The organism is Erythrobacter sp., from assembly GCF_011765465.1.
Taxonomy (GTDB): Bacteria; Pseudomonadota; Alphaproteobacteria; order Sphingomonadales; family Sphingomonadaceae; genus Erythrobacter.
This window is the reverse complement of record NZ_CP050265.1, coordinates 3,199,359-3,224,454: the sequence shown is the minus strand read 5'-3', so window position 1 is coordinate 3,224,454 and position 25,096 is coordinate 3,199,359. Positions and strand designations below refer to the sequence as shown.

General features: G+C 65.9%; 28 protein-coding genes and 2 tRNA genes. 16 read left to right on the top strand and 14 right to left on the bottom strand.

Annotated features, from left to right (window positions below):
* Positions 1–90 precede the first annotated feature (90 nt).
* Positions 91–948: a hypothetical protein gene (locus tag G9473_RS15665; protein ID WP_291134687.1), complete on the bottom strand. Its 858-nt coding sequence runs from the start codon at positions 946–948 to the stop codon at positions 91–93.
* A gap of 273 nt (positions 949–1,221) precedes the next feature.
* Here G9473_RS15665 and G9473_RS15660 point away from each other — a divergent pair, with 273 nt between their 5' ends.
* Positions 1,222–1,452, top strand: coding sequence for a hypothetical protein (locus tag G9473_RS15660; protein ID WP_291134685.1), 231 nt, complete (start codon positions 1,222–1,224; stop codon positions 1,450–1,452).
* Between the two features lie 121 nt (positions 1,453–1,573).
* Here the strand turns inward: G9473_RS15660 and G9473_RS15655 are convergent.
* Positions 1,574–1,649, bottom strand: a tRNA-Thr gene (locus tag G9473_RS15655).
* 41 nt (positions 1,650–1,690) lie between these two features.
* Positions 1,691–1,764: transfer RNA gene (locus tag G9473_RS15650), tRNA-Cys, on the bottom strand.
* A gap of 193 nt (positions 1,765–1,957) precedes the next feature.
* On the opposite strand from G9473_RS15650, the gene G9473_RS15645 reads away from it, so the two are divergent.
* Positions 1,958–2,737 carry a thioesterase family protein gene (locus G9473_RS15645; RefSeq protein ID WP_291134683.1) on the top strand — a complete coding sequence of 260 codons (780 nt, stop codon included), beginning with the start codon at positions 1,958–1,960 and terminating at the stop codon, positions 2,735–2,737.
* A 21-nt stretch (positions 2,738–2,758) separates the two neighbouring features.
* Here the strand turns inward: G9473_RS15645 and G9473_RS15640 are convergent, their stop codons facing one another.
* The 7 genes from G9473_RS15640 to G9473_RS15610 all read right to left on the bottom strand — a co-directional run bounded on the left by G9473_RS15640 (position 2,759) and on the right by G9473_RS15610 (position 7,421).
* Entirely contained in the window at positions 2,759–3,535 is a 777-nt protein-coding gene (locus G9473_RS15640; RefSeq protein ID WP_291138532.1) for a crotonase/enoyl-CoA hydratase family protein, read from the bottom strand.
* 144 nt (positions 3,536–3,679) lie between these two features.
* Positions 3,680–4,075, bottom strand: coding sequence for a winged helix-turn-helix domain-containing protein (locus G9473_RS15635; RefSeq protein WP_291134681.1), 396 nt, complete (start codon positions 4,073–4,075; stop codon positions 3,680–3,682).
* Positions 4,072–4,494, bottom strand: coding sequence for a JAB domain-containing protein (locus G9473_RS15630; RefSeq protein ID WP_291134679.1), 423 nt, complete (start codon positions 4,492–4,494; stop codon positions 4,072–4,074). The genes G9473_RS15635 and G9473_RS15630 overlap by 4 nt, the downstream gene beginning before the upstream one ends.
* Positions 4,491–5,069, bottom strand: coding sequence for a hypothetical protein (locus G9473_RS15625; protein WP_291134677.1), 579 nt, complete (start codon positions 5,067–5,069; stop codon positions 4,491–4,493). The genes G9473_RS15630 and G9473_RS15625 overlap by 4 nt, the downstream gene beginning before the upstream one ends.
* 14 nt (positions 5,070–5,083) lie before the next feature.
* The gene (locus tag G9473_RS15620; protein ID WP_291134675.1) at positions 5,084–5,431 is read right to left on the bottom strand and encodes a hypothetical protein; all 348 of its coding nucleotides are present in this window, start codon (positions 5,429–5,431) and stop codon (positions 5,084–5,086) included.
* 30 nt (positions 5,432–5,461) lie between these two features.
* The gene (locus G9473_RS15615; RefSeq protein ID WP_291134673.1) at positions 5,462–6,034 is read right to left on the bottom strand and encodes a hypothetical protein; all 573 of its coding nucleotides are present in this window, start codon (positions 6,032–6,034) and stop codon (positions 5,462–5,464) included.
* 202 nt (positions 6,035–6,236) lie between these two features.
* Positions 6,237–7,421, bottom strand: a complete 1,185-nt coding sequence (locus G9473_RS15610) for an LL-diaminopimelate aminotransferase (RefSeq protein ID WP_291134671.1) — start codon at positions 7,419–7,421, stop codon at positions 6,237–6,239.
* Positions 7,422–7,549: 128 nt separating this feature from the next.
* On the opposite strand from G9473_RS15610, the gene G9473_RS15605 reads away from it, so the two are divergent.
* The 8 genes from G9473_RS15605 to G9473_RS15570 all read left to right on the top strand — a co-directional run bounded on the left by G9473_RS15605 (position 7,550) and on the right by G9473_RS15570 (position 14,975).
* Positions 7,550–9,490, top strand: a complete 1,941-nt coding sequence (locus tag G9473_RS15605; RefSeq protein ID WP_291134669.1) for a class I poly(R)-hydroxyalkanoic acid synthase — start codon at positions 7,550–7,552, stop codon at positions 9,488–9,490.
* 147 nt (positions 9,491–9,637) lie between these two features.
* On the top strand, positions 9,638–10,477 hold the full coding sequence (locus G9473_RS15600; RefSeq protein ID WP_291134667.1) for a phasin family protein: 840 nt from the start codon (positions 9,638–9,640) through the stop codon (positions 10,475–10,477).
* A gap of 219 nt (positions 10,478–10,696) precedes the next feature.
* Positions 10,697–11,119 (top strand): ATP-dependent Clp protease adapter ClpS, encoded by a 423-nt coding sequence (gene clpS, locus G9473_RS15595; RefSeq protein WP_291134666.1) that lies wholly within the window; start codon positions 10,697–10,699, stop codon positions 11,117–11,119.
* A 13-nt stretch (positions 11,120–11,132) separates the two neighbouring features.
* Positions 11,133–11,642, top strand: a complete 510-nt coding sequence (locus tag G9473_RS15590; protein WP_291134664.1) for a DUF427 domain-containing protein — start codon at positions 11,133–11,135, stop codon at positions 11,640–11,642.
* 141 nt (positions 11,643–11,783) lie between these two features.
* Positions 11,784–13,028 carry an LptF/LptG family permease gene (locus G9473_RS15585; RefSeq protein WP_291134661.1) on the top strand — a complete coding sequence of 415 codons (1,245 nt, stop codon included), beginning with the start codon at positions 11,784–11,786 and terminating at the stop codon, positions 13,026–13,028.
* 7 nt (positions 13,029–13,035) lie between these two features.
* Entirely contained in the window at positions 13,036–14,133 is a 1,098-nt protein-coding gene (lptG, locus tag G9473_RS15580) for an LPS export ABC transporter permease LptG (RefSeq protein ID WP_291134659.1), read from the top strand.
* Positions 14,134–14,135: 2 nt separating this feature from the next.
* Entirely contained in the window at positions 14,136–14,663 is a 528-nt protein-coding gene (locus G9473_RS15575; protein WP_291134657.1) for a GNAT family N-acetyltransferase, read from the top strand.
* Positions 14,664–14,705: 42 nt separating this feature from the next.
* Positions 14,706–14,975, top strand: a complete 270-nt coding sequence (locus G9473_RS15570; protein ID WP_291134655.1) for a hypothetical protein — start codon at positions 14,706–14,708, stop codon at positions 14,973–14,975.
* A 13-nt stretch (positions 14,976–14,988) separates the two neighbouring features.
* Here the strand turns inward: G9473_RS15570 and G9473_RS15565 are convergent, their stop codons facing one another.
* Positions 14,989–16,077 carry a fatty acid desaturase gene (locus G9473_RS15565; RefSeq protein WP_291134652.1) on the bottom strand — a complete coding sequence of 363 codons (1,089 nt, stop codon included), beginning with the start codon at positions 16,075–16,077 and terminating at the stop codon, positions 14,989–14,991.
* A gap of 156 nt (positions 16,078–16,233) precedes the next feature.
* On the opposite strand from G9473_RS15565, the gene G9473_RS15560 reads away from it, so the two are divergent.
* Together G9473_RS15560 and G9473_RS15555 are read left to right on the top strand one after the other, a co-directional pair.
* A complete protein-coding gene (locus G9473_RS15560) occupies positions 16,234–17,397 on the top strand; it encodes an N-acetyltransferase (RefSeq protein ID WP_291134650.1) in 1,164 nt (387 codons plus the stop codon).
* A gap of 308 nt (positions 17,398–17,705) precedes the next feature.
* The gene (locus G9473_RS15555) at positions 17,706–18,509 is read left to right on the top strand and encodes a response regulator (RefSeq protein ID WP_291134648.1); all 804 of its coding nucleotides are present in this window, start codon (positions 17,706–17,708) and stop codon (positions 18,507–18,509) included.
* Between the two features lie 27 nt (positions 18,510–18,536).
* Here G9473_RS15555 and G9473_RS15550 read toward each other — a convergent pair whose 3' ends face one another.
* Positions 18,537–20,258, bottom strand: coding sequence for a CHASE domain-containing protein (locus G9473_RS15550; protein ID WP_291134646.1), 1,722 nt, complete (start codon positions 20,256–20,258; stop codon positions 18,537–18,539).
* A 180-nt stretch (positions 20,259–20,438) separates the two neighbouring features.
* On the opposite strand from G9473_RS15550, the gene G9473_RS15545 reads away from it, so the two are divergent.
* Positions 20,439–20,723, top strand: coding sequence for a NepR family anti-sigma factor (locus G9473_RS15545; protein ID WP_291134644.1), 285 nt, complete (start codon positions 20,439–20,441; stop codon positions 20,721–20,723).
* Positions 20,723–21,352 (top strand): sigma-70 family RNA polymerase sigma factor, encoded by a 630-nt coding sequence (locus G9473_RS15540; RefSeq protein WP_291134643.1) that lies wholly within the window; start codon positions 20,723–20,725, stop codon positions 21,350–21,352. The genes G9473_RS15545 and G9473_RS15540 overlap by 1 nt, the downstream gene beginning before the upstream one ends.
* Before the next feature lie 85 nt (positions 21,353–21,437).
* On the opposite strand, the gene G9473_RS15535 is transcribed toward G9473_RS15540, so the two are convergent.
* Together G9473_RS15535 and G9473_RS15530 are read right to left on the bottom strand one after the other, a co-directional pair.
* Positions 21,438–22,046 carry a superoxide dismutase gene (locus G9473_RS15535; RefSeq protein WP_291134641.1) on the bottom strand — a complete coding sequence of 203 codons (609 nt, stop codon included), beginning with the start codon at positions 22,044–22,046 and terminating at the stop codon, positions 21,438–21,440.
* Between the two features lie 112 nt (positions 22,047–22,158).
* Complete coding sequence (locus G9473_RS15530) at positions 22,159–23,424, bottom strand: cation:dicarboxylase symporter family transporter (RefSeq protein ID WP_291134639.1); 1,266 nt, start codon at positions 23,422–23,424, stop codon at positions 22,159–22,161.
* A 103-nt stretch (positions 23,425–23,527) separates the two neighbouring features.
* Here G9473_RS15530 and glmM point away from each other — a divergent pair, with 103 nt between their 5' ends.
* Positions 23,528–24,865, top strand: a complete 1,338-nt coding sequence (glmM, locus tag G9473_RS15525; protein ID WP_291134637.1) for a phosphoglucosamine mutase — start codon at positions 23,528–23,530, stop codon at positions 24,863–24,865.
* Entirely contained in the window at positions 24,865–25,089 is a 225-nt protein-coding gene (locus tag G9473_RS15520; RefSeq protein ID WP_291134635.1) for a DUF1272 domain-containing protein, read from the top strand. The genes glmM and G9473_RS15520 overlap by 1 nt, the downstream gene beginning before the upstream one ends.
* Positions 25,090–25,096 lie beyond the last annotated feature (7 nt).

The window sequence follows — 25,096 nt, the reverse complement described above, 5'->3', positions numbered from 1 at the left end:
TTCGCGGAGTGCTACGCTAGCGTTCAAGTCGGCCTCGTTCTGCAACTGTTCTCCAGCGTTTGTAGCACATCGAACGAGGAAATCCAGGCCTCAGTATCGGCTGAACCAGCCAGTTTTTGTGGATATTGCAGCGGCCAATTGCTGAGGGATTGGCTGGTTGAAGGCGGAGCCGAAATTTCGCGCGAAAATCTCGGAAAGGCTAAATGCCACACCGTTCTGTGTTGGATGCCCCCAATAATTGCCGCCAGAGAGGTTCCTGACGCGCTTTACGGACATATCCTGCGGCGAGTAGCCACCACTTTGCGAGGGGACAGTGACGAACGCATAGGTGAACCTGCGATAGTCGCCAATGGTGTGGTGATTCCTGCCAATGGTGACGTTGTGCCCTTGAAAGCCTTTCGCTCGATAAACCATGTCCCAAAGCATCGGAATTTGAGCGTTGTCGTTCCAGTTGGTTTTGCATTGGATGATGCCGAGTTCGAATTTCGATAGCTGGTTCTCCATTGCGTTCGAAAGGTCAGCAATGCCGCCACCCGGAAAGCTGAAACCATCTGGGAACACTATGACGATCAAATCAGACTCCGTGTTGGTCTGATCGACGCCGTAGGAAATCGTTGCGCTGTCGGATACGCATTCGGGCACTAGTGCTTTTTTCTGCTTGATGGCGATTGCCCTTGAACCTGAAAGAACGACATTCAAGTACCAGCAGACCAGGGTCTCCCAAGCATGCCCAGCGGCTGATAATGTGCCCTGACCGCGTCCGGCTGTGCCAGTTGATTTGAATATCGTCGCCAAATCAGACCCGATAGAGAGCACCTTCTTGGGATCACTGAAATTGGCGCTCTTAGACAGAAGCGCAGGTTCCCAGATTGGCCAAGCCGCTTTTGCCGTCTTGGACGCGAACAGGTCCGTAAATACCTTATCGCGGTAGCTCTCGATATCTTTCATGCGGCTCCCCTAATTGTGGGTAAGCAAGTACTTGGTTCAGCGCGTTTGAGCAACGCCCGCTAGCTGTCGCAATCTGGGACGAAGAGAGCGCAGCGGTTGCGCCGGGCCAGTTGATCCGACAGGTTGCCCCCATGCACACGAGCGCACCCATTCTACGCAACTGAATCCGGCGGGCCTTCTGGCCTGCTGTTGCGTGGGGTGTGCCACGGCACCTTCTCCTTTGCTGACGTTCGCCGCGCGTGGCCGCGGCGGCGCTTGAGAAGGACTATTTCAATGGAAGCAGAAGACAACCAGACCGAGAATGCGTATGCGAACACCATCGTGTTCCGTGCGCCTACGTTCGATCAGTGGCTCCGGCACAAGGATCGGTCCGACTTCGAGTGCCCGATCTTCAGTGACTCAGGCGAATTCTGGGCCGCCGCGCTCGATTCAATCGACGACCTGCTCGGGCTCATGCTGAACCATGGCATGACGGCGGAAATCACTGTCCGCCGGAGCCTGTAAAAGGGCGCCATCTCGGCCCGGTGGCTATAGCCATCGGGCCGTTTTTCTTGGTTGGTGTTGTAATTATATTGTTTTGGGAAGTGCGGAACGACGCAATATCGCCTCTAACCCCTTGAAGTTATGGTGCCGCTTACGTGACTCGAACACGTGACCCCATCATTACGAATGATGTGCTCTACCAACTGAGCTAAAGCGGCACTCTGTATCGGTACGGCCAGGTGAGGACGCGCACCATAGCTGGAGGCCCGAGCCGGAATCGAACCGGCGTATACGGATTTGCAGTCCGCTGCGTCACCACTCCGCCATCGGGCCGGTCTGCCCCAAGCGAGCCGCAGCTTGCTCGGACAGAGCGCGGCACCTAGCGATTCGCCGCGGCAAAGGCAATGCGCCTTTCGCGCGGGGCGCGAGAAGCGATGGGGGGCGCGGCCTGCGGGGCTATCTTGCGGCGACCTTACGCAACGTCACACTGGACCGCCGCGCCCGGCCAAGGCACAGGCTTGCGGCCATGACCATCGCAAGCCTGCTCGAACCCGTGACCGGACAGCCCGGTGCCTGCCGCCTTACCCATGCCGCGGAATGGATGCAGGGGCGCACGCTTTATGGCGGCGCCTCGGCGCTCATCGCCTTCACCATGGCGCAGCGCGCCTTTCCCGGCCTTCCGCCGCTGCGCGCGGGGCAGATCGGCTTCGTCGCGCCGGTGGGCGAGGAGATCGAGCTTTCGGCCGAGATCGTGCGTGCAGGCCGCAACGTGACGCAGGTGCGGAGCGAGATTCACGCCGATGGCAAGCTCGCGCTCACCGCTTTCTGGCTGTTCGCCGCCGAGCGCGAGGCCAATGCCGTGCGCCCCAGCGATCCGCCCGCCGACTGGCCGGGACCGCCCCAGGACAACGCGCAGGCGATGAAAGGCGAAGGGCCGTCCTTCATCCAGAACAATTTCGAGCTTCGCTTCGGCCAGTCCAAGGGCGAGGATCACGGCGCGACCGTGCGGCGCTGGGCGCGCCTGACCGAAGAGCACGAGCTCGATCCTGTCTCGAGGCTCGTCCTGATGGGCGACGTCATGCCGCCGGGCGCGATGCGGATCATGCAGCGGATCGGCCCGATCAGCTCGATCAACTGGTCGTTCAACGTGCTCGACCCCGAATCGCGTTCCGAAGGCGGATGGTATCTCGCCGAGAACGCGAGCCAGCACGCGGGCGCGGGCTATTCCTCGGAGCGGTTGAGGATGTGGGACATGGAAGGCCGGCAGGTGCTCGACGGCCTGCAATGCGTGGCGGTGTTCGGGTAGGAGGCCCGAGGCCAACGGGCCTCAGACGTCCTCGAAATTCGCCCTGCGCTTCTGCATCTCGGCCATCACCGCCTCGACCTGGTTGGGCGTGCGCATGATCGCCTGCTGCTCGACGCTTTCGGCCATCAGGATCGCGTCGGTGTCTTCCTCGAGCATGGTCTCCTGCAACCGCTTGGCCGCGCGGATCGCGTGGGGGTTCTTGTTGGCGATCGTCTCGGCCAGCTCCATCGCGCGCGCCAGCGGATCCTCGCTCGTCTCCGTCGCAAGGCCGAGCGCCTGCGCCTCCTCGCCGGAGAATTCGCGGTTGGTGTAGATCAGCTCGCGCAGCACGTCGTCGCGGACCAGACCGCGCCACAGGGCATATCCGGCCATGTCGGGAACGAGACCCCATTTGAGCTCCATGATCGCCATACGGGTCGCCGGGTGAACGATGCGGATGTCCGCCCCGCTCGCGATCTGCAGGCCGCCACCGAAACACACGCCGTGGACCGCCGCGATGACGGGCACGGGCAGCTTGCGCCACTGCATCGCCACTTCCTGAAAGGTGTTGGCATTGCCATGGGTGCGCTCGGTCAGGGGCGGGGAGTCGGGGGACGGAGCCTTGCCGAAATTGGACAGGTCGAGCCCGGCGCAGAACGCCCTGCCCTCGCCCGAGAGCACGACGACGCGCACGCCCTGCATTTCGGCGAGTCGGCGGCCGGCATCGATTATCCCTGCGAACATGGCCGGATCCAGCGCGTTCATCTTGTCGGCGCGGGTCAGGCGGACATGGGCCACCCCGCTCGGCGACAGGTCGATGACGACGCGGCTTTCGGCGTCGGAAGCGGTGGCAGGGGCCTTGTCGGCGGTCTGGGTTGCGGTCTCGGTCACGGATCCCTCGAATCTGCTTGTTTCGGAGGCGAAAGGTGCAGGATGCGGCGCGACCTGTCCAGCAGGCGCGCGTCAGGCCGAAGGGGCGAGCGCGATGTCGAACGCGCAGGGACAGGTCGCCGGGTCGAGGAAATAGCCTCCCTGCGCGTGGCTCGCGACCAGCTGCGAGAGGCCGAACGGCGCGAGCTTGGCCCGGATGCGGGCGACAAGCACGGACAGGCTGCGCCCCTCGCGATCGAAGCCCAGCCGCCAGACGCCCTGCAGCAATTGCCGCCGGGTCATGCGCTCGCCCGGCTGTTCCGCGAGCCGCCAGAGCACCTCGAACTCGCGCGGACGGAAGCCGAGCCAGCGATCCGCCACCCGCCCGTCGCGATTGACGAGATCGAGGGTCACCTCGCCCGCCTCGCGAAAGCGCGGGATATGCGTGTCGGCCGCGGGAAATTGCGGATCAGGCTCGTGCTCGGTCACAGAAGGCCCCCTGCACGCATGGAAAAGACCGCATCCCGCGTGATGACGAGATGGTCCAGCAATTCGATGTCGAGCGCCGCTCCGACCGCGTGCAGGCGGCGGGTTGCGGCGATGTCGGTCTCAGACGGTCGGCAGATGCCCGAGGGATGGTTGTGCGCGACGACAATGCTCGCGGTTCCCAGTTCGAGCGCGCGGGAGAACAGCTCGCGCATACGCAGCGACAGCGCAGGCCCGCAGCCCGTGCCGAAACCCGCATCGCCAAGATAGGCATTGCGCCGGTCGAGGAAGATCGCGTGGAACTTCTCGTCCTCGCCGCGCTGGACGATCAGGCTGCGGCGCAGATAGTCGATCATCGCGGCGACATGGGTATCGCGCGGGTCCGACCGGTCCATGCCGGGTTTCATGCGGTTCGCCCTCATTCTCCCGAGCCGCCCCTGCCCGGAAGCGCCTGCACAACGGCGCGCTTCCATCCAACGACGCGCGCGACGACCGGGAGGGTGCGCCCACTCGGTCCCGCGCCAGGTCCGATGCGCCATTGGCGATATTCACCATATTCGCGCTCGCGCAGGACGTGTCGCAGCGTACCCGCGCCGAGCAGGAGCAGCTGGGCCCAGCCGGGCGCGGCGATCATCACGGCATAGCCGACCGGCGACACCGCATCGGCCAGGGCGCGTGCGATGTGTGCGCCCACCGCGAGCAGTTGCGTACCGGCGACCCAAAGCGTCCAGTTGCGATTGGCGTAGAGGGCGATGGCGAGCCACAGCGCTCCGGCGACGATGTCCTTTCCCGCGAGGAAAGGATCGACATCCAGCAGCAGGTAGTCCGCGCCGAACAGCGCCTTGTGCACGCGGCCGATCACCTCGAAGACGATCAGCCAGACCGCCGCCACGGCCTTTTCCGGGCCACCGCCCCAGATGAACGCGGCGAGGATGAGGGCGAAGGCCAGCACGTCCTGCGCGATCAGGCGATAGTCGGAAAAGACCAGTGACAGCATCGTCTCGGCGTGTCTCAGGCGTCGGCCAGGACCGGGGCTTCGCTTTCGCCCGCGAGCTCCAGCGCTTCGGGCAGGACCTCGGTCGGAATGTCGTCGTCGCCCATCATCTCGCGCGCGACCTTGCTGAGTTCGTCGTGCACGCGCAAGAGGTTGGTCGACATGGCGAGCGCCTGGCCTTCGGCCTGGGCGAGGCGCATGAGCGCGCGCTGGCCGGTGGTCACCTCGACCGCCGGGTTCTGGCGGGCGGCGAGCATGGCCTGGCGCAGGCGGGCGCAGGCGATCATCGATTCGTCGGCGAGCGCTTCGGCTTCGCGGATCAGTTTCTTGAGCTTGAGAGCGTCGGTGCGGATACGGTCGGTCATGGTCGTGTCTCCGAACCCGTCCCGTGCTCCTCAGGACGGACCCTGGTTTTCCTCGGGGATGGCAGCCCTGCCGTCCAGCGCCTCGCTCAGCGTCACCGCTGCCGTCACCGTGAGAACGACCGCCGCAAGACAGCCGAACGCGATGCCGACTATGGTCACGAGCCGGAACAGGACGGCGTTCTCGCCATCGAGCAACCCGGGGACGACCTGCGGTTCGCGCGGCTTCAGCCATGGCGCCTGTTCCACCAGCGGCATGACGTCGCCCAGCACGAGTTCGCCGTGGTCGACCCGGCTCTCTTCATCCCGATCGGCGACGGCCCCGCCCATCTGACTTTTCCTGTATGAAGCTTCGCTCAAGCCCTTGAGCTTTGCTGCATCGGCAGGGCTTCGCTCACGCGAGGCCCCTTTTTCGGCAGGCGGTTCAACGGGCTGCGAGGCCGGTTCTTCGGGCAGGCTGGCGCGGTAGCTCTCGACGAGATCCCCGAGATTTTCCGCACTGAAGATATCCTTCAGGGCGCGGATGTGCTGGTTCACCCGGGTTTCGGACACGCCCAGTTCCTGCGCGATGACCTTGATCGGCACGCGGCGGTCGATGCGCTCCATCACGGCCTGCTGCCTTTCGGTCAGCGGTCGCTGGGGTCGCAGGGGCATCCGGTCCTCCATATCCTGACCAATGCCTTCCCTATAGCACTTAACAAAAGTTAATGCTGTATGCCCTTTTGCAAGCGCGGGAAGGCCCCTTGTGCGAGGCTAACATGGTCTTTCATCGGGCCGCTGGCCGCAAGGTCTTTCGGACCGGTGGCACTCACGCCCCGACCCCCGACAGGTAACGCTTTATGTTGCGCGCCGCCTGCCGAAGGCGCTGTTCGTTCTCGACCATGGCGATGCGCACATAGCCTTCGCCCTTTTCGCCATAGCCGACGCCGGGCGCAACCGCGACCTTGGCCTCAGTCAGCAATTGTTTCGAGAATTCAAGGCTGCCGAGATGGGCGAGCGCGGGCGGCAGCGGGGCCCAAGCGAACATCGAGGCGGCCGGCGGCGGGATCTCCCAGCCGGCCCGGCCGAACGCCTCGACCATGACGTCGCGGCGCTTGCGATAGAGGTCGCGGTTCTGTTCGACGATGTCCTGCGGCCCGTTCAAAGCGGCGCAGGCGGCGGCCTGGATGGGCGTGAAGGCACCATAGTCGAGATAGGACTTCACCCGCGTCATCGCCGCGATCAGCGCCTTGTTGCCGACCGCGAATCCCATCCGCCACCCGGCCATCGAATAGGTCTTGCTCATCGAGGTGAATTCGACCGCGACCTCCTTCGCGCCGTCGACCTGCATGATCGAGGGCGTCGGGTTGCCGTCGTAATAGAGTTCCGAATAGGCAAGGTCGGACAGCACCCAGACCTCGTTCTCCCGCGCCCAGGCGACGAGCCTTTCGTAGAAGGCGAGATCGACCGTTTCGGCGGTGGGATTGGAAGGATAGCTCACCACCAGCACGGTCGGGCGCGGGACGGTGAAATGCATCGCCGAATCGAGCGCGCGCCAGTATTCCTCGTCGGGCGTGGTCGGGACCGATCGGATCGTCGCGCCCGCGATGATAAAGCCGAAGGTGTGGATCGGATAGGACGGATTGGGCGCGAGCACGACGTCGCCCGGCGCGGTGATCGCGTTGGCGAGGCTGGCGAGCCCCTCCTTCGAACCCATCGTGACCACGACCTCGCTTTCGGGATCGAGTTCCACCCCGAAACGGCGCGCGTAGTAATTCGCCTGCGCGCGGCGCAGGCCGGGAATGCCCTTGGACTGCGAATAGCCGTGCGCGTCGGGCTTGGCCGCCACTTCGCACAGCTTGTCGATGACGTGCTGCGGCGGGGGCTGGTCGGGATTGCCCATGCCGAGGTCGATGATGTCCTCGCCCGCCCGGCGCGCCGCGTGCCGCATCGCGTTGACTTCAGCGATCACGTAAGGCGGCAGCCGCTTCATGCGGTAGAATTGGTCGTTCATCGAGTGTCCGGGCAGTCTTTACGTCTTGCCGCAGGGGCGCGGCGCGCGCCAGCTTAGGGGATTATCGGTCGAAGTTGAAATCCGTTTTCGCTAGGGTGGCGAGGCGCATTGGAGGATTCTCACGAGCCATGGCCAACGACAACCCAACGAAGGAACCGGGCGAGGACGCTGTCGCGGCCTTTCTCGATATGCAGGGAGAGGCGATGCGCGAACTGTTCGCGGGTGCCTTTGCCGGGGCGTCCCCGGGCGGGACGGGCCTTGCGGCGATGATGCCGCAGGGCACCGACGCGGGCGAACTGGCCGAATGGGCCAAGGCAAGCGGCGAATTGCAGCGCCTGTGGCTCGATTTCGCCGCGCACCAGGCGCGCGAGGCGAGCGAAAAGGCCACGGCGGGAGCGAGCGCGAACCCGATGGACCCGGCGCAGTGGATGGTGCTCGCCCAGTCCATGCTCTCGCAGATGCCCAAGGGCCTGTTCGAGGCGCAGGGCAAGCTCGCCGAGGAAAGCCTGCAATTGTGGCAGGGAATGGCGGCGAGGTTCATGGGTCCGGCGCTCGGCGGGGCGGCCGGGAATGATGCCGAGCGCGCGGTGGACCTGCCGCGCAAGGACCGCCGCTTCGCCGACCCGGCATGGCGCGAACACCCGGCTTTTGCGCTGATGCACCAGACCTATCTCATGCTGGCCGACTATTTTCGGGGTTCGGTCCGCGCGATGGACGGGATCGACCGCGAGAAGCGCCGCCAGCTCGAATTCGCGGTCAATGCGCTGGCCGAGGCGATGAGCCCGGGCAATTTCCTGCTGACCAACCCGGTGGTGCTCAAGCGCACGCTCGAGACGCGGGGGCAGAACCTCGTGCGGGGGATGCAGCATCTCATCAACGATCTGAAGCGCGGCCAGCTCACCCACACCGACCCCGACGCCTTCACACTGGGCGAGAATCTCGCCGCGACGCCGGGCAAGGTCGTGCACGAAACGCCGCTCTACCAGCTGATCCAGTATTCGCCCTCGACCGAGGAGGTCTACGAGGTTCCGCTGGTGGTCTTCCCGCCATGGATCAACCGCTTCTACATCCTCGACCTGACGCCCAAGAAGAGCTTCATCAAGTGGGCGGTGGATCAGGGGATCACGATGTTCGTCGTCAGCTGGAAATCGGCCGACGAAAGCCTCGCCGATGTCGTCTGGGACGATTACATCCGCGCCCAGATCGAAGCGATCGACCTCATCCGCGAGCGGCTGAAAGTCCCCCACGTCCACACGATCGGCTATTGCGTGGCCGGAACGACGCTGGCAGCGACGCTCGCGATCCTTGCCCGGCGGGGCGAGGCGGACAAGGTGAAGAGCGCCACTTTCTTCACCGCGCAGGTCGATTTCGAGAAGTCGGGCGACCTCAAGCATTTCATCGACGACGGCCAGCTCGAAATGATCGGGCAGTTGTCGCCGCAGGGCTATCTCGACGGGCGCTACCTCGCCGCGACCTTCAACGCGCTCAGGGGCAAGGACCTGATCTGGAACTACGTCGTCAACAACTACCTCTTGGGCGAAGACTACCCGGCCTTCGACCTGCTGCACTGGAACGGCGACGTCACCAACCTGCCCGCCAAGTGGCACAATGACTACCTGCGCGACCTCTACCGCGACAACAAGCTGGTCGTGCCCGACGCGCTCTCCGCCGACGGAACGCCGATCGACCTCACCCGGGTCGAGACCCCGACGTTCGTGCAGGCCGGGCGCGAGGACCATATCGCACCCGCCGAAAGCGTCTGGCGGATCACCGAACATTTCAAGGGCCCGCTCGAATTCCTGCTCGCTGGCTCGGGCCACATCGCGGGCGTGGTCAATCCGCCTGCCGCTAACAAGTATCAGTACTGGCTCGGCGACAGTTCGGCTCCCTCGCTCGAAGCTTTCATCGAAAGCGCCGAGGAGCATCCGGGCAGCTGGTGGCCGCACTGGCTTGCATGGCTGGAGCGGCAGGCACCGGATAAGGTGAAGGCCACGGGCAAGCGCAAGCCGGGCGGGCGCGGCGACAAGGTGATCGAGGACGCGCCGGGCCGCTACGTCAAGACGCGCTGACGATTCGCCCCGTCCAGCTTTCGCGAAAGCCCGCGAATTTCGCCTTCTTTACCGGGGCTTGCACGCGCCATTGTGCGCTGCACAAAAAGGCTTGACTTCGCGCTTGCAGCGCCTATTTTGTGCGGTGCAACATGACGCGAGGGAAACATGGCTGACACCGCCGACACCACGGCCAAGTCGAAAATCGATGCCGCCGCCGAAAAGGCTTACGCCGAAGCGGCCGCCAAGACTTCGCCCAAGGCTCCCGTAGCCAAGGGCGTGGCCGAAGCGGTCGAGGCGGACGCTCCGAAGGCTGAAGCGAAGGTAGAGGCGGTTAAGGAAGCCGTCGCGGCCCCGGCGAAGAAGGCTCCGGCCAAGAAGACCGCGGCCAAGAAGGCGCCTGCAAAGAAGGCCCCCGCGAAAAAGACCACGGCGAAGAGGGCTCCGGCCAAGGCTTCGCCCCCCAAGGCGGCTTCTCCCAAGAAGACGCCTGCCAAGAAGGCCGCTCCGGCGGCTGCGAAGACCAAGACTGCCCCGAACCCCGTAACCAAGCTCAAGGACACCATCATGGCCACCGCCAAGACCACCGATTTCACCGCCACCGTCAAGGATTTCGCCACCGATATGCAGGAGCGCGTCAAGGCCGCTTACGGCAAGACCGGCGAGCTCGCCGGCGAAGTGGGCGAATTCAACAAGGCCAACCTCGACGCGATGGTCGAAAGCGGCAAGATCTTCTTCACCGGCGCGCAGGATCTCGTCCGTGACAATGTCGAGACCGGCAAGACCGTCGTCGAGACGCTGACCGAAGACGCCAAGAAGATGGCTTCGATGAAGTCGCCGACCGAACTCATGCAGTTCCAGGGCGAGATCGCCCGTCGCAACTTCGACGCGATCGTCTCCTTCGGCTCGCAGCGCACCGAAGCCTGGCTGAAGCTCTACAACGATGCCTTCGCGCCGATTTCGAACCGCGTCAGCGTCGCCACCGAAAAGATGACCAAGGCCGCGTAAGCGCCGACTGCACAAGTTCCTGGACCGGACCTCTCCTCTCTCTCCCAAACCGGTCCAAGAAAGCGCGCCCAACCGGCGCTGGGCCGGACAGACCTCTCCCGTCTGTCCGGCCCATTACTTTTGCGCCGCCCGCGCGCACCTGCCGGAATCATCCCCCTCCCGGACATCCGCGAAATGTCCATCTTGCGTCCGCGCAAACGAATCCCATAATGTGAGGCGATGATGGGTCCCCCGCACTTGCCCGCGCCAGAACGCCTGCCCGACGTGGCCCTGCCCTCCTGCGGGGCTTTCGTGGTGCGCGCCGCGGGGGAGGATGACCCCGGCAAGGGAACGCCCGGCGACGGCGACAGCCAGGTCGGCATCGCGACCAAGACCCGCACCAAGCCCAAGAAGCCGAGCCAGTACAAGGTGCTGATGCTCAACGACGACTACACCCCGATGGAATTCGTGGTGATGGTTCTCAAACGCTTCTTCGGCATGGATCTCGAACAGGCGACCCGCGTCATGCTCCACGTCCACCAGAAGGGCGTCGGCGTGTGCGGCATCTTCACCTACGAGGTCGCCGAGACCAAGGTGAACCAGGTGATGGATTTCGCCCGCCAGAACCAGCATCCGCTGCAATGCACGCTCGAAAAGGCGTGACGCGCGCCGGACGTTGAGACAGCCCTTCCATCCCGAACCCGATCCCGTCGGCCCCGGCCAGGAAAGCGTCTGGGACTACCCCCGCCCCGCCATCGCCGAACCGACTTCGCGCTATGTCCAGGTGATCCACCGCGGCATAACCCTCGCCGACAGCCGCAAGGCGTGGCGCACGCTCGAAACCAGCCACCCGCCGACCTATTACATCCCGCCCGAGGACGTCGCGCGCGAATATCTCGAGGCGAACCCGTCGCGCCGTTCGCTGTGCGAATGGAAGGGGCAGGCGCGCTATTTCGACGTCGTGATTGGCGATGAACGGATCGAGGCTGCGGTCTGGGCCTATCCCGAACCTTCGGCTAGCTTTGCGGGCATCGCCAATTACCTCGCCTTCTATCCCGACCCCTTCGATGCCTGCCTCATCGACGGGGAGAAAATCACGCCCCAGCCGGGACAGTTCTACGGCGGCTGGATCAGCCGCTACGAGGCCGGCCCGTTCAAGGGCGGCCCGGGCAGCCGCTTCTGGTAGGCGCGCCGGCAGGGCTTTCCGGCACAAACGGGGCATGACCGCGCCTCAAATTGGCGCTATGGGCGCTGGCGAGCGAGAGGAATCCGCCCCGCGCGACAAGGCGGCGAGCGCAAGCCCGGCAAGAAGGCCCGACGACCCGAAGTGTTCAATTTCCTGCCCAGCATCGACCGGTATATCTTCCGGCTGACGATCGTGCCGATGCTCGGCGTGTTCGCACTCGCCGCCTCGCTGCTGCTGCTCGACAAGATGCTGCGCCTGTTCGATTTCGTCGCGGTCGAAGGCGGCCCGGTCGCGGTCGTGTTCAAGATGCTGGGCGCGTTGATTCCCGAATACGCCAGCCTCGCGATCCCGCTCGGGCTGCTGCTCGGCGTGCTGCTCGCCTTTCGCAAGCTCGCCACCTCCTCCGAGCTCGACACGATGCGCGCGGTGGGCCTGTCCTACAACCGCCTGCTGCGCGTGCCCTATGCGATCACGCTGGTCCTGCTCGCGGTCAATGTCGCGCTGGTGTTCTATATCCAGCCGGTCAGCCGCTATTATTACGAGCAGATGGAATACGACCTGCGCTCGGGCGCGCTCGGAGCCTCGATCAAGGTCGGGGAATTCACCACGCTGGCCGACCGCATGGCGCTGCGCATCGAGGCGAGCGAGGATGACGGGCGGCGGCTGATGGGCATTTTCGCGCGCGTCTCGAACAGCGAGGGGCAGGTCCTCTCGATCAGCGCGCGCGAAGGCGCCTTCCTTGCGACCAGCGACGATCCCGACACGATCATCCTGCGCCTGACCGAAGGCACCATCGTGCAGGACAAGGGACTGGACGAAGCGGGCGAGGAGACCCCGCGCGTGCTTTCCTTCAGCCGTCACGACCTGCCGATCGACCTTCCCGCGATCGAGGAATTCCGCGCCCGCGGCGATGAGACGCGCGAGTTCATCCTGCCCGAACTGCTGCGCATCGGCTGGAGCGCGCAGGCCCCGCCGAGCCAGCGCGATGCAAGCCAGGCCTCGTTCAATTTCCGTCTGGTCGAAATCGTGATGATGCTGCTGATGCCGCTGCTCGCGGTCGCGCTGGCGATCCCGCCGAAACGGTCCTCGAGCGCCTTGGGCGTGTTCGTCTCGATCGTGATGGTGGTCGCCTATCACAAGGTCAACGAATACGGCGAGGATATCGCCGCGCTCGGGCGGGTAGACCCGATCATCGCGCTATGGGGGCCGTTCTTCCTCTTCGCGGCGCTGATAATCTGGATGTATTACCGCGTCGCCTATGTCCCGGGCGGACAGGCGATCGGCGCGCTGGAAACCGCCTTCGCCAAGCTGACCAAGCGCCTCGGCAAGCTGTTCAAGCGCCGCGAGCGCCCCGGCACCGCCCCGCAATACGCCCCGGCGGAATAGGCGCGCGATGCAGCTCGATTTCTTCCCGTCGCGCACGCTGACGCTCTATCTCGCCCGGCTCTTCATCGTGCGGATCCTTGCCGTGCTCGTGATGCTGGTCGTGGTCCTGATGGCGCTCGACCTGCTGGGGGCGACCGGAAAGATCCTCGCGGTCGAGGGCAACGGGCAGGCCGAAGTCCTGAAATACGTGAGCCTGCGCGTGCCCCAGCTCGTCAGCCGTTTCCTGCCCTATTCAGTGCTGCTCGCGACCCTCATCACGCTGGTGACGCTGAACCAGAACAGCGAGGTCGTGGCGATGAAGGCCGCCGGGCTGTCCGCGCACCAGGTGCTCGCCCCGCTGCTGTTGACGGCGGCGCTGGTGTCGCTCGCCAGTTTCGCGTTCAACGAGCGGATCGTCACCCGCGCCAATTCGACGCTGAAGGCGTGGGAATCGGCCGAATACGCCGCCATCCCCGACGAAACTGGGGCGCGCGCCAATGTCTATCTGAGCGACGGGACCAATATCCTCACCGCCGCCTCGCTGGTCGGTTCGGGCGAAGAGATCACGTTCACCGATGTCACCTGGTACGAGCGCGCGCCGGGCGGGATCATCCGCGAATTCACCCGCGCGCCGCGCGCGACCTATGCCGCGCCGGGCTGGCGGCTCGAGGACGCGAAACGCTTCGACGTCGGCACCGCGGAGACCGAGGCCGTCGGGACGCTGGTGGTGGGCGAAGCGCTGACGCCCGAACGCATCGACCTGCAGGCGCTCGACCCGGATTCGCTCGGCTTCTTAGAACTTTCCGAAACCATCGATGCGTTCGAGGCGGTCGGACGGCGCACCAGCGAGATGAAGGCGAGCTGGTGGCACCGCATATCCGGGCCGCTTTCGGCGCTGCTGATGCCGCTTCTGGGATCGATTGCCGCCTTCGGCCTCGCCCGTTCGGGACAGCTCTTCGTGCGTGCGATCATCGGCATGGCGCTGGGCTTTGCCTATTTCGTGGTCGACAACGCCGCGCTGGCGATGGGCAGCTTCGGCGGATACCCGCCTTTCCTCGCCGCCTGGGCGCCGTTCTTCCTGTTCCTGCTGGTGGGCGAAACCGTGCTCATCCGGACGGAGGAATAGGCATGGGTCAGGCGAAGAACTGGTCGCTGCGCCTCGCGCGCATCGAGGATGCCGAGGCGATGCCTCCCATAGAGGCGCGCGCGGGCCGGATGTTCGAGGGCATAGAGGGGCTTGCCGGGATCGCGGGGCAGCACACGATCCCGCTCGAGCGGCTGCGGCGCTATATCCGCAAGGGCCACTGCCTCGTCGCGCACGAGGAAGGCACGATCATCGGCTTCATCGTCACCGAGCCGTTCGGGCGCGAGCTGCACGTGTGGGAATTCGACGTGGATCCCGATCACCAGCGGCGCGGGATCGGGGCGGGCCTGCTGCGCGCGGCGATGATCGATGCGCGCAATTCGGGCTTCAGGGCGATCACGCTGACGACCTTTCGCGACGTGCCGTGGAACGCGCCCTTCTACGAACGGCTCGGATTCGAGGAAGTGACCGCGCTCGACGCCCATCCGCGGCTTGCCGGGGAACTCGCCGTGGAGGCGGACCACGGTCTCCCGGCGGAGCGCCGCTGCGCGATGATCCGCTTTCTCGACTGAGCGCGTTCGGCTATGATCGCGGGCACAAGAGAGGACGCCCCGATGAAACACGCCGCCCTTTTCACCGCCGCGCTCATGCTCGGCCTGTCCGCCTGCAACGACCAGCCGGACGAGGCGCTGCCGCCCGAGGGCGATCTCGAAGGCGCGCTTCCCGCCGACGAGGAGGCGGGTGAAGATACGGTCGAAGGCGAACCCGACCTTGAGACGATCGGCGAGCCCGAGGCACCGACCATGGAAAGCGGATCGAACCCGCCGGGGACGACCGCCCCGCCTCAAGGATCGAAATTGCAGAAGGCCGATCCCGACTACTGACGGTGCGCGCGCGTCAGCGGCGGATCATCGTGCTCCGCGCGATGCGGGCTACCAGCGTCAGCATCCCGGGATGGTTCGCCCCTTCGTAAGTCGAACCCGCACCCAGTTCCCGCGCGAGGCGGCGATGCGCTTCGGGCAGGTCGTGATAGGGCATCGAGGGCATGAGGTGGTGCAGCGCGTGGTAGCGCAGGCCAACCGGCGCCCAGATCTCGGCGGCAATGCCGGGCGGGGGCACGTTGACGCTGTCGAGGAACTGCGCGGTGACGGTCATCGCCTCGCCCTCGTTCTCCCACAGGTGCGCCACCAGCGTGCGCAGCTGGTTGAGCAAAGCGGTGAAGCTGACGATGGCGAGCGCGATAAGCAGCGGCCGCCAGCCGATCGCGAAACTGCCGGCAATGACGGCGATCGCCCACAGGCTCGTCCCCGCTTCCTGCCAGCGCACGCGCTTCGCGAAATCGCCGGTCGGCGGCTTGCGGCGGAAATCGGGATTGATCGAGAGCGCGGAAAACCGCTCCCACGTGAATTTCCTCACCGCCGGGATCAGCGCACCGAGCGGCACCAGCACGCCAAACCGCACCAGCAGGGCGACAGGCGCGAGCAGCGCGACGATCACGAAGACCGGCAGGCTCCACGGCTTCATAAGGGCAAGCGGCAGGTATTCGGGATCCTCGACAGTCCCGTATTGCGTGCGCTTGTGATGGATCGTGTGGACGCCTTCGTACATGAAACTGGGCGTCAGCAGCGGAATGCCCACCATCAGGTTCCAGCCCAGCCGGAAGCCGGGCAGCGCGTCGCGATGGATATGGGTGAGCTCGTGAATGAACATGAGCGCCCGGTAGAGCGCGAGCGAGGCGATCAGCCCCGCAACCAGCGCCACGGCGAGGCTGTCGGTCAGGATGGCGAGCGCAACGCCGCCATAGCCGACGAGGGCCGAGGCGATCATGTCGGGCCAGTAGATGCCGGGCTTCGCCTCGCCCAGCCCCCTGGTCAGGTCGCGGGCGGCGCGCAGCATGGCCTTGTCGTCCGCGTGCAGAAAATCGAGCCGCGTCGCGCGGGCCCTTGCGGGCGGGGCCTCCCGGGGGGGCGAAAGGTTCTGTTCCATGTTCATCGTCGCAACGTCTCGGCTTGTGGCAGCCTTACCCCAATGCAGGCGCGGCTATCAAACGGGTAATGTTGGCAAGAGTGATCGGGCGGGTTGCATGACTTGCCGCTTCCCCGCACAGGTGCATTGACCTGAGGCAAATACGGGAAGGACCGCGTGACGGACGCTGAAATAGGTATCGAAGAGGTCGGCGGCAAGCGCGGCCGGGCGCGCTTCGTGGACCTCGGCCGCGCCTTTGCAGCCCGCGTGCCACACTTCGTGCCGCAATTGCGCTCCGAACAGCTCGAACTGGTCGACCCGGCGAAGAACCCCTTCTTCGGTCATGCCCGCGCGCAGCTCTTCGTGGCGACGCGCGGCGGGCGCGACGTGGGTCGGATTTCCGCCCATATCGATGAACTCGCGCTCGCCATGCCCGCCGAGCAGGGCTTCGGCCCCGGCACGGGGATGTTCGGCTATTTCGATGCCGAGGACGAGGCGGTCGCCCACGCCCTGCTCGCCGCGGCGGAAGCATGGCTGGCGAAAGAGGGCATGACCCGCGCGCTCGGCCCGATCTCGATGTCGATCTGGGAGGAGCCGGGCCTGCTCGTGCGTGGCAGCGACCATCCCCCGCGCATCATGATGGGCCACCACCCCGACCATTACGCCGCCTGGATCGAAAGCGCCGGCTACGCCCGCGCCAAGACGCTCTACACCTACCAGCTCGACATTCCGAAGGGCTTTCCCCCGATCGTGCAGCGCATCGTCCAGTCGGGGGCGCGCAACCCGCGCATTTCCGTCCGCCGGGTGAACAAGGCGCGCTGGGACGAAGAGGCCGAGACCGTACTTGCGATCCTCAACGATGCCTGGTCGGACAACTGGGGCTTCGTCCCCTTCACGCCGGAAGAAGTCGCCTATGCCGGCAAGAAGCTGAAACCGATCATCCGCGAAGACCTTAACATGATCGCCGAGCTCGACGGCAAGCCGGTCGCCTTCATGCTGACCTTTCCCGACGTCAACGACGTGCTCGCGCGGATCGGCGGGCGGCTTTTCCCACTCGGCTGGGTGCAGATGCTGCGCTGGCTCCGGCACCCGGCGGGATCGGATATGCGCGTGCCGCTGATGGGGGTGCTCAAGGAGCTCCACAATTCGCGCCTCGCCAGCCAGCTCGCCTTCATGATGATCAGCGCGATCCGCGACAACGCGCACGAGGTCTATGGATCGAAACTGGGCGAGATCGGCTGGATCCTCGACGACAACAAGGGGATGGTCGCCATCGCCGACGCGATCGAGAGCGAGATCAACCGCGAATATGCGATCTACGAAAGGCCGCTGGCGGGCTGAAAGAAAGAGAAAAAAAGGCCCCCACTCGCGAACGGGTGGGGGCCTTCGGGATCGTATCACCAGCCGCTTGGACGGGAGGGGGGTCTCGGCGGTGACAAGGGCTAAATGCGCGGTGAGCGGACCGGTTCCAGCCTTTTTGCAACTTTTTTTAAGGTCGGCCTTTCCGGGATGGAGCATTGGGCGAGGCGGGCCCAGTTCTGCGGCCCTTTCGGGGACGCTGCCTGGGTGCTGGGGGCGACTGTGGCTGCGCAAACCGCTATGGCCTCGAATCACGCGACCACACGAATATTTTCCAAGGGGAGACATCAATGTCCCTGAGCGAGCAAGTTGCCGCCAACCTCCCGTTCCTGCGCCGCTATGCGCGCGCCCTCACCGGCTCTCAGGCCACCGGCGACGCCTTCGTGCGCGCGACGCTCGAAGCCGCGCTCGCTGACAGCGAGGTCAAGCGATCGCTCGAAAACGGGCGCATCCCGCTCTACCGTGCCTTCAACAAGGTCTGGTCGACCGGCTTTCTCGATGTGGCCGCGACCGACCGCGCTTCGGGGAGCGAACACGAAGCCGGAGCGCAGGACCGCCTCAAGGCGATCACGCCCTTGAACCGGCAGGCGCTCCTGCTGACCACGCTCGAGGATTTCACCCCGCGCGAGGCGGGCGAGATCATGGAGATCGACACCTCCGAGGTCGAACGGCTGGTGGCCGAGGCCATCGCCGAGATCGACCGCGAACAGGCGACCAGCGTGCTCATCATCGAGGACGAACCGCTGATCTCGATGCAGCTCGAAGACCTGGTCTCCTCGCTCGGCCACGAAATCGCGGGAACCGCCGCGACCCGCACGCAAGCGCAGGAAGCTGTGGCGGAAAAGACCCCCGGGCTCGTCCTTGCCGACATCCAGCTGGCCGACGGCTCATCCGGGCTCGACGCGGTGGACGACATCCTTGCCATAACCAGCGTGCCCGTCATCTTCATCACCGCCTATCCCGAACGCCTGCTGACCGGCGACCGGCCGGAACCGACCTATCTCGTGACCAAGCCCTTCCAGGAAGCGACCGTGCGCGCGGCGATCAGCCAGGCGTTGTTCTTCGGATCGAGCCGCCCGCTGGAAGGCGGCTGAGCAGGGGCGCGGCGTGGGCGGCAAGCCCTAGGGCTTGCGCACCCGCGCCGCGCCCTCGCGGATACGGAAATCGCCGCGGCGGCGGACGGGGACGCGCATGACGCAGCGCACCCCGTCGGGCTCGAAATCAAGCGTCACCTTGTGACGCAGTTCGTGAGCGACGATCTTTTCGATCAATTCCGTGCCAAAGCCCCGCTTGCGCTCCGGCGCGACCGGCGGCCCTCCGGTCTCGCGCCATTCCACCTCGGCGAGCCTCTCGTCGACCAGCCGCCACGTGATCGACACCCGCCCGCCCGGCACGCTGAGCGCGCCGTATTTCGCCGCGTTCGTGCCGAGTTCGTGGATAGCGAGTCCGAAACTGAGCGCATCGTTCGGCGCGAGCTGCGCGGGCGGCCCTTCGACCGTCACCGCATCATCGGACCCTGCGCGGAAATGCTGCAATTCGGCGTCGACCACTGCTTCGAGCGGGGTCGTGCTCCAGTCGGTCCCCGTCAGCAGGTCATGCGTCGCGGAAAGCGCCCTGATTCGCCCTTCGAGACTGTCGGCGAATTCGTCGAGACTGTTCGACCGCCGCCGCGTGAGCGACAGGATCGACAGCACGTTGGCGAGCGTGTTCTTGACCCGGTGGTTGAGCTCGCGGCTCAGCGAATTGCGGATCGAATGCTGCTCCTCGAAGAAGGCGAGCCGGGCCTGGTCCTCGTAAGCCTGCTGGGTCAACAGCCGCGCGAGCAGCATCAGCAGGCTGGCGACGGCGAGCCCGAACAGCAGCGTCACCATCGACAGCGGGGCGAGCGCCTGCGCCTGGGCGGCCTCGACCACCAGCAGAAGCTCGCGGTTGGCGATGGTCACTTCCTGCTCGGTCCGCTGGACGTTCTCGCCGCGCAGCGAATGGGCGACCAGCAGGTTGTCGGTCCGCGCGTCCCCGTCGTAGAGCCTCACTCCGAGATCTGCCGGCGCGGCCTGTGCGATCGCGGAGCTGAGGAATTCGTCGGCGTCGAAGGGCGAATAGACAAAGCCCGCAAGGCTCCGTTCGCTGTCGCGCATCGTCGGATCGCCCGCGAAGACCGGCATGGCGATGAGGAAACCCGGTTCGCTTCCGCCCCCTTCCTGCGCGAGAACGATGCGGCCCGAAGCGGTCGGGCGCACGGTCCGGCGCGCTTCTTCCAGCGCGGCGGCGCGCACGCCTTCGGAATACATATCGAAACCGACCGCGCGGCGGTTGCGTTCGGTATCGGGCCAGACATAGCGCACCACCGCGCGCCTTGCCCCCGTCTCCTGCGCCTGCTCGATCTCGATCCAGCCGATCCCTTCCGCCCCGCGATAGTCGAGGTCGATGCGCAACTCGCTCACGAACTGGCGAAAGGTGCGCGGGCTGACCTCCTCGAGGCTCGAGAACAGTGCCGCCCCGGCGCGCAGGTAGGAAGAAAAGCTCGTGCCTCTCCGGTCCAGCGCCGAGGCGATGGCCTGCGCATATTCACGCATCTGCGCCTTTTCGCGCGCGCGGGCATTGCTCTCGATGGCGAAGACACTGAGCGCGGTGATCGCGGCGATGGCGATGAAGATCGCGACCGGAATGGCCCGCGGATAGCTCACCAGCCAGCGCCGCGCGCGGCTCGCCTGCGGCGGCGGCGCGGTGAGCGCCCCGGCACGCGCATCAGCCTGCCCCTCGACCGGGGCCGGAGCCCGGTCGGGGCCGGATGCGGCTTCGCCTTGTGCCGAAGGGCCGGATGGTGCGCCTGTTGGTGTCATGGAGGATAGATTTGCCTTGGTGTGTGGACGGAACCAAACACCGCGCGCTACGTTCCCACAACACGCGCCTTCCGGCATCATGCGAAAGTTCGCCTGTGACCGGGACACGAGATGAGCGGCGGGGGGCCGCGAGCAAGCACAGGGCGCGCCGAACGGGATCGAGGACAGACAGACACGCATATGGCGTCACAGGAAACATCACGCGAAGCAGGGGCGAAACCGGGCAGCGGCAAGGCTGGGCCGGGAGCGGGCGAGCCCGCAGGCGACCCCGCGAAAGGCGAAAAGCCCGACTGGAGCCATGGCCTCAGGCAGCTTTACGATTCGGTGGTGGAGGAAGACCTCCCCGACAGTTTCAAGGCCCTGCTCGACAAGCTCGACGAAACCGACCCCGACGAGGTCGGCCCGGAAACCGACAACGCCGGGGAGACTTCCGACAAGCCCCCTTCGAAAGGGGGCGGAGCGTAATGGCCGAAAAGAAAAACAAGAAACCGATCAAGCGCACCCCCGCCCAGAAGGCCGAGTTCAAGCGCGAACTGACAGAGGTCGTGCCGCACCTGCGCGCCTTCGCGCGCGGCCTGTGCGGACGGCCCGACATGGCCGACGACCTCGTGCAGGAGACCCTGCTAAAGGCGTGGGCCGCGCAGGAAAGGTTCGAACCCGGCACGTCGATGCGCGCCTGGACCTTCGTGATCCTGCGCAATGCCTATCTTACGGATATGCGCCGCAACCGCTTTCGCGGCGAATACGACGAAGGCGTGGCCGAACGCATCCTGACCGCGCCCGCCGGGCAGGAGGAACCGCTCCACCTGTCCGATATGCACCGCGCCCTGCTCACGCTGCCGCCCGAACGGCGCGAGGCGCTGCTGCTGGTCGGTGCGGGCGGCTTTTCCTATGAAGAGGCGGCGCAGATCTGCGGCTGCGCGGTCGGCACGATCAAGAGCCGCGTGGGCCGCGCCCGCGCCGCCTTGAACTCGATGCTCGCGGACGGGGACATCCCCCAGCGTTCGGTCGACGACGACACGGCACATCGCGCGATCCTCGAGGAGCTCGACGACGTCGCCGCGGGCAAGGGGGTCGCCGCCGCCAAGGGCTGAAGCCGCCGCGCGCCAAATCGCACAAGAAAAGGGCCCGCTCGCGCGAAGCGCGGCGGGCCCTCTCCTTTCATCGCGGGCGATGAACTCAGCCGTAGGTCCAGGTCGATCCGCGCGCGAGATTCTCGCTGGCGAAGGCCCAGTTGAGCTTTCCATCGACGACCGCGTCGAGATAGCTCGGCCGCTTGTTCTGGTGGTCGAGGTAATAGGCGTGCTCCCACACGTCGATCGTCAGCAGCGGGTTGAATTCGCTGTCGGCGAGCGTGTCGGCATCGTGCGATTCCTCGATCGAGAGCTTGCCGCCCTTCTCCGCGAGCCACACCCAGCCCGACGCGAAATGGCCCGCGCCGCGTTCCTTGAGCGCCTTCTTCAGCTCGTCCATCGAACCGAAAGCCTCGTCGATCTTGGCCTTGAGTTCGGCCGAAGGCTCACCGCCGTCGGGCGACAGCGAGTTCCAGTAGAACGCGTGGTTCCAGGTCTGGGCGGAATTGTTGAACAGGCCCGCATTGCTGCCGCGCGATGCGGCGATGATCGCCTCCAGCGACTTGCCGTCGTGGTCCGTGCCTTCGATCGCGGCGTTGGTCTTGTCGACATAGGCCTGGTGGTGCTTGCCATGGTGGAACGACAGCGTCTCGGCCGAAATCGCCGGGTCGAGCGCGTCGGGGGCATAGGGAAGCGGGCTCAATTGAAATGCCATAAATCCTCCGGATGGTTTGCTTGGATGAACTTGTATCGGGCTCCTAGCACCAACGCGCGGCCGCGCGAAGGGTTGCAAGATGAGGATTGCGGATCGTGCCGCGCATATTGCGTCATCTGCCGGTCCGGTCGACCGCGCTCGTGACCGCGAGGTTCATCGTGACATTGGCGAGCGTGCGCATGATGTCGGGCAGCATCTCGACCGCGACCAGCAGCGCGAGCGGTTCGACCGGCACGCCCATGGCAAGCGCAATCGGCCCGATCGAGACGACGAAGCTGATCGAGCCGGGCAGGCTGACCGAGCCGACCGATATGACCAGCGCGACCATGATCCCCGCAAGCGCCGCGACCGGCGTGATTTCGATGCCGGCGAGCGCCGCGACATAAAGCGCGACCGCCATGTTCATCGCCGGGCTCGTCGCGCGGAAAATGGCGACCGCGAGCGGCAGGACGAATTCCGCCGTCGCCGCGCGCAGGCCGAGCCGAGAGGCCGAATCGAGCATGGCGGGAAGGCTTGCGAGCGAACTCTGCGTCGACACCGCCACCGCCTGTGCGGGCAGCGCGGCGCGCGCGAAACGCCATGGCGAAATCCCGCCCAGAACCGCCGCTAGCGCATAGGCCAGCACCAGCACGAAGCCCCCCATGGCAGAGACGACGAGGATGTAGTGGCCGAGCGCCGCGAAGGCCCCGCCCCCGCTCCTCGCCCCCACCCCGAATGCGAGCGCGAACACGCCGGCGGGCGCGACCCACAGCACCCAGCCGATCACCAGCAGCATGGCATTGGCGAGCGCGTGGAAGAACCCGACGAGGCGCTCGCCCTGCTCGTCGGGCAGGCGGGTGATGGCGACGGCGAAAAGCGCGAAGAAGATCGTCAGCGGCAGCATCGCCGTCTCGGCGGCAGCGGCTATGATATTGGGCGCGACGAGGCTGGCGAGGAAATCGAGAATGCCCGGCACTTCCTGCGCCTCGCGCGCCTCGGCGAGAAAGCCCGAGGCGCTCGGCGGGATGGGAAAGGCCGCCAGTAGCGCCGGCAGGGCGAGCGCCGTGAACAGCCCGCCTGCGATCAGCACGCCGAAGACCAGCAGCAGGAACCGCCGCGCCGCCCGCCCCGCGCTGGCCGCGCGCACGGTCTGCGTCAGGCCCAGCACCAGCAACGAGGCGACCAGCGGGATGATCGTCATCTGCAGAGCGCGCAGCCACAGCGTGCCGATCAGCGCCAGCGTCTCGCGCAGCCATTCGGGCAGGCCGCTGTCCGCCAGCAGCACGCCTCCCGCCAGCCCCGCGACCAGCGCGGCGAAAGTCAGCGCCACCGGCAGGCGGATCGTCACCAGTTCATAGGTCCGCCCGCCGCTACCGGCAGGCTCCGCTGTCTCGTTCAAGGAAATCCGCCCGCTTTCAAGGTTACTGCCCTTCCCTTGCGGCGATAACCGCGCCATGACCCGCTTGGCAAATCGCACGAGGAACGAGGGGGACGCTTCCCGCATGACACGCAGGTTTTTCGGCACGGACGGGATCCGCGGACGCACCAATGCAGGCGTGATGACTGCGGCGACGGCGATGCGAGTCGGGCAGGCGGCCGGCACGCATTTCGTACGCGGCGGACATCGCCACCGGGTCGTGATCGGCAAGGACACGCGCCTGTCGGGCTACATGATGGAAAGCGCGCTGGTGGCAGGCTTCACCAGCGTCGGGATGGACGTCATCATGACCGGGCCGCTGCCCACCCCCGCCATCGCGCTGCTCACCCGCGAAATGCGCGCCGATCTCGGCGTGATGATCTCGGCCAGCCACAACCTCTTTCCCGACAACGGGATCAAGCTGTTCGGCCCCGACGGGTTCAAGCTGTCGGACGAGACCGAGGCCGAGATCGAGCGGCTGATGGATGCCGAGCCCCAGCTCGCCCCGGCCGAGAAGATCGGCCGCGCCCGGCGGATCGAGGATGCGCGCGGGCGCTACATCCACGCGGTCAAGCGGTCGATCGGCTCGGACATCAGCTTCGACGGGCTCAAGGTCGTGGTCGATTGCGCTCACGGCGCGGCCTACCAGGTCGCACCGTCCGCGATCTGGGAACTGGGGGCCGAAGTGGTCGCTCTCGGCGTCGCGCCCAACGGGACGAACATCAACGACAAGGTCGGCTCGACCGCGATCGAGGCATTGCAGGCGAAAGTGGTCGAGGAAGGCGCGGATATCGGCATCGCATTGGACGGCGATGCGGACCGGCTGATCGTGGTCGATGAAAAGGGCCGCGCGGTCGACGGCGACCAGATCATGGCGCTGATCGCCACCCGGATGCACGAAAAGGGCGCGCTCACCGGCGGCGGCGTGGTCGCCACGGTGATGAGCAATCTCGGCCTCGAGCGATACCTTTCTGGCATCGGCCTTTCGCTCGAACGCACCAAGGTCGGCGACCGCTATGTGCTGGAGAAGATGCGCGAAGGCGGGTTCAATGTCGGCGGGGAACAGTCTGGCCACATGATCCTGATCGACCACGCGACCACCGGAGACGGGACCGTGGCGGCCCTCCGCGTCCTCGCCAGCCTCGTGCGCGAAGGCCGGCCGGCGAGCGAGATCCTGCACCTGTTCGACCCCGTCCCGCAGCTGCTCAAGAACGTGCGCTACGACGGGGGCAAGCCGCTCGAAGACGGCGCGGTGAAATCGGCGATCGCCGAGGCGGAGCGAGTGCTCGAAGGCCACGGGCGGCTCGTCATCCGCCCCTCGGGGACCGAACCCGTCATCCGCGTCATGGCCGAAGGCGACGACCCCGGCGAGGTCGAGCAGGTGGTGGATTCGATCTGCGAAGCCGTGCGGCAGGCGGCCTGATGCTGGAAATGCGCCCCGACTGCGAACGCTGCGGCGCGGACCTGCCCGCAGAAGCGCCGGGAGCCTTCATCTGCTCGTTCGAATGCACCTTCTGCGCTTCCTGCGCCGATGCGCTCGACGACCTGTGCCCCAATTGCCGGGGCGAGCTGATGGACCGGCCGACCCGGGCGAAGGCGCTGCACGGCAAGTTTCCGCCCTCGGCAGAGCGCAAGTTCAGGGGCTGACAGGAAC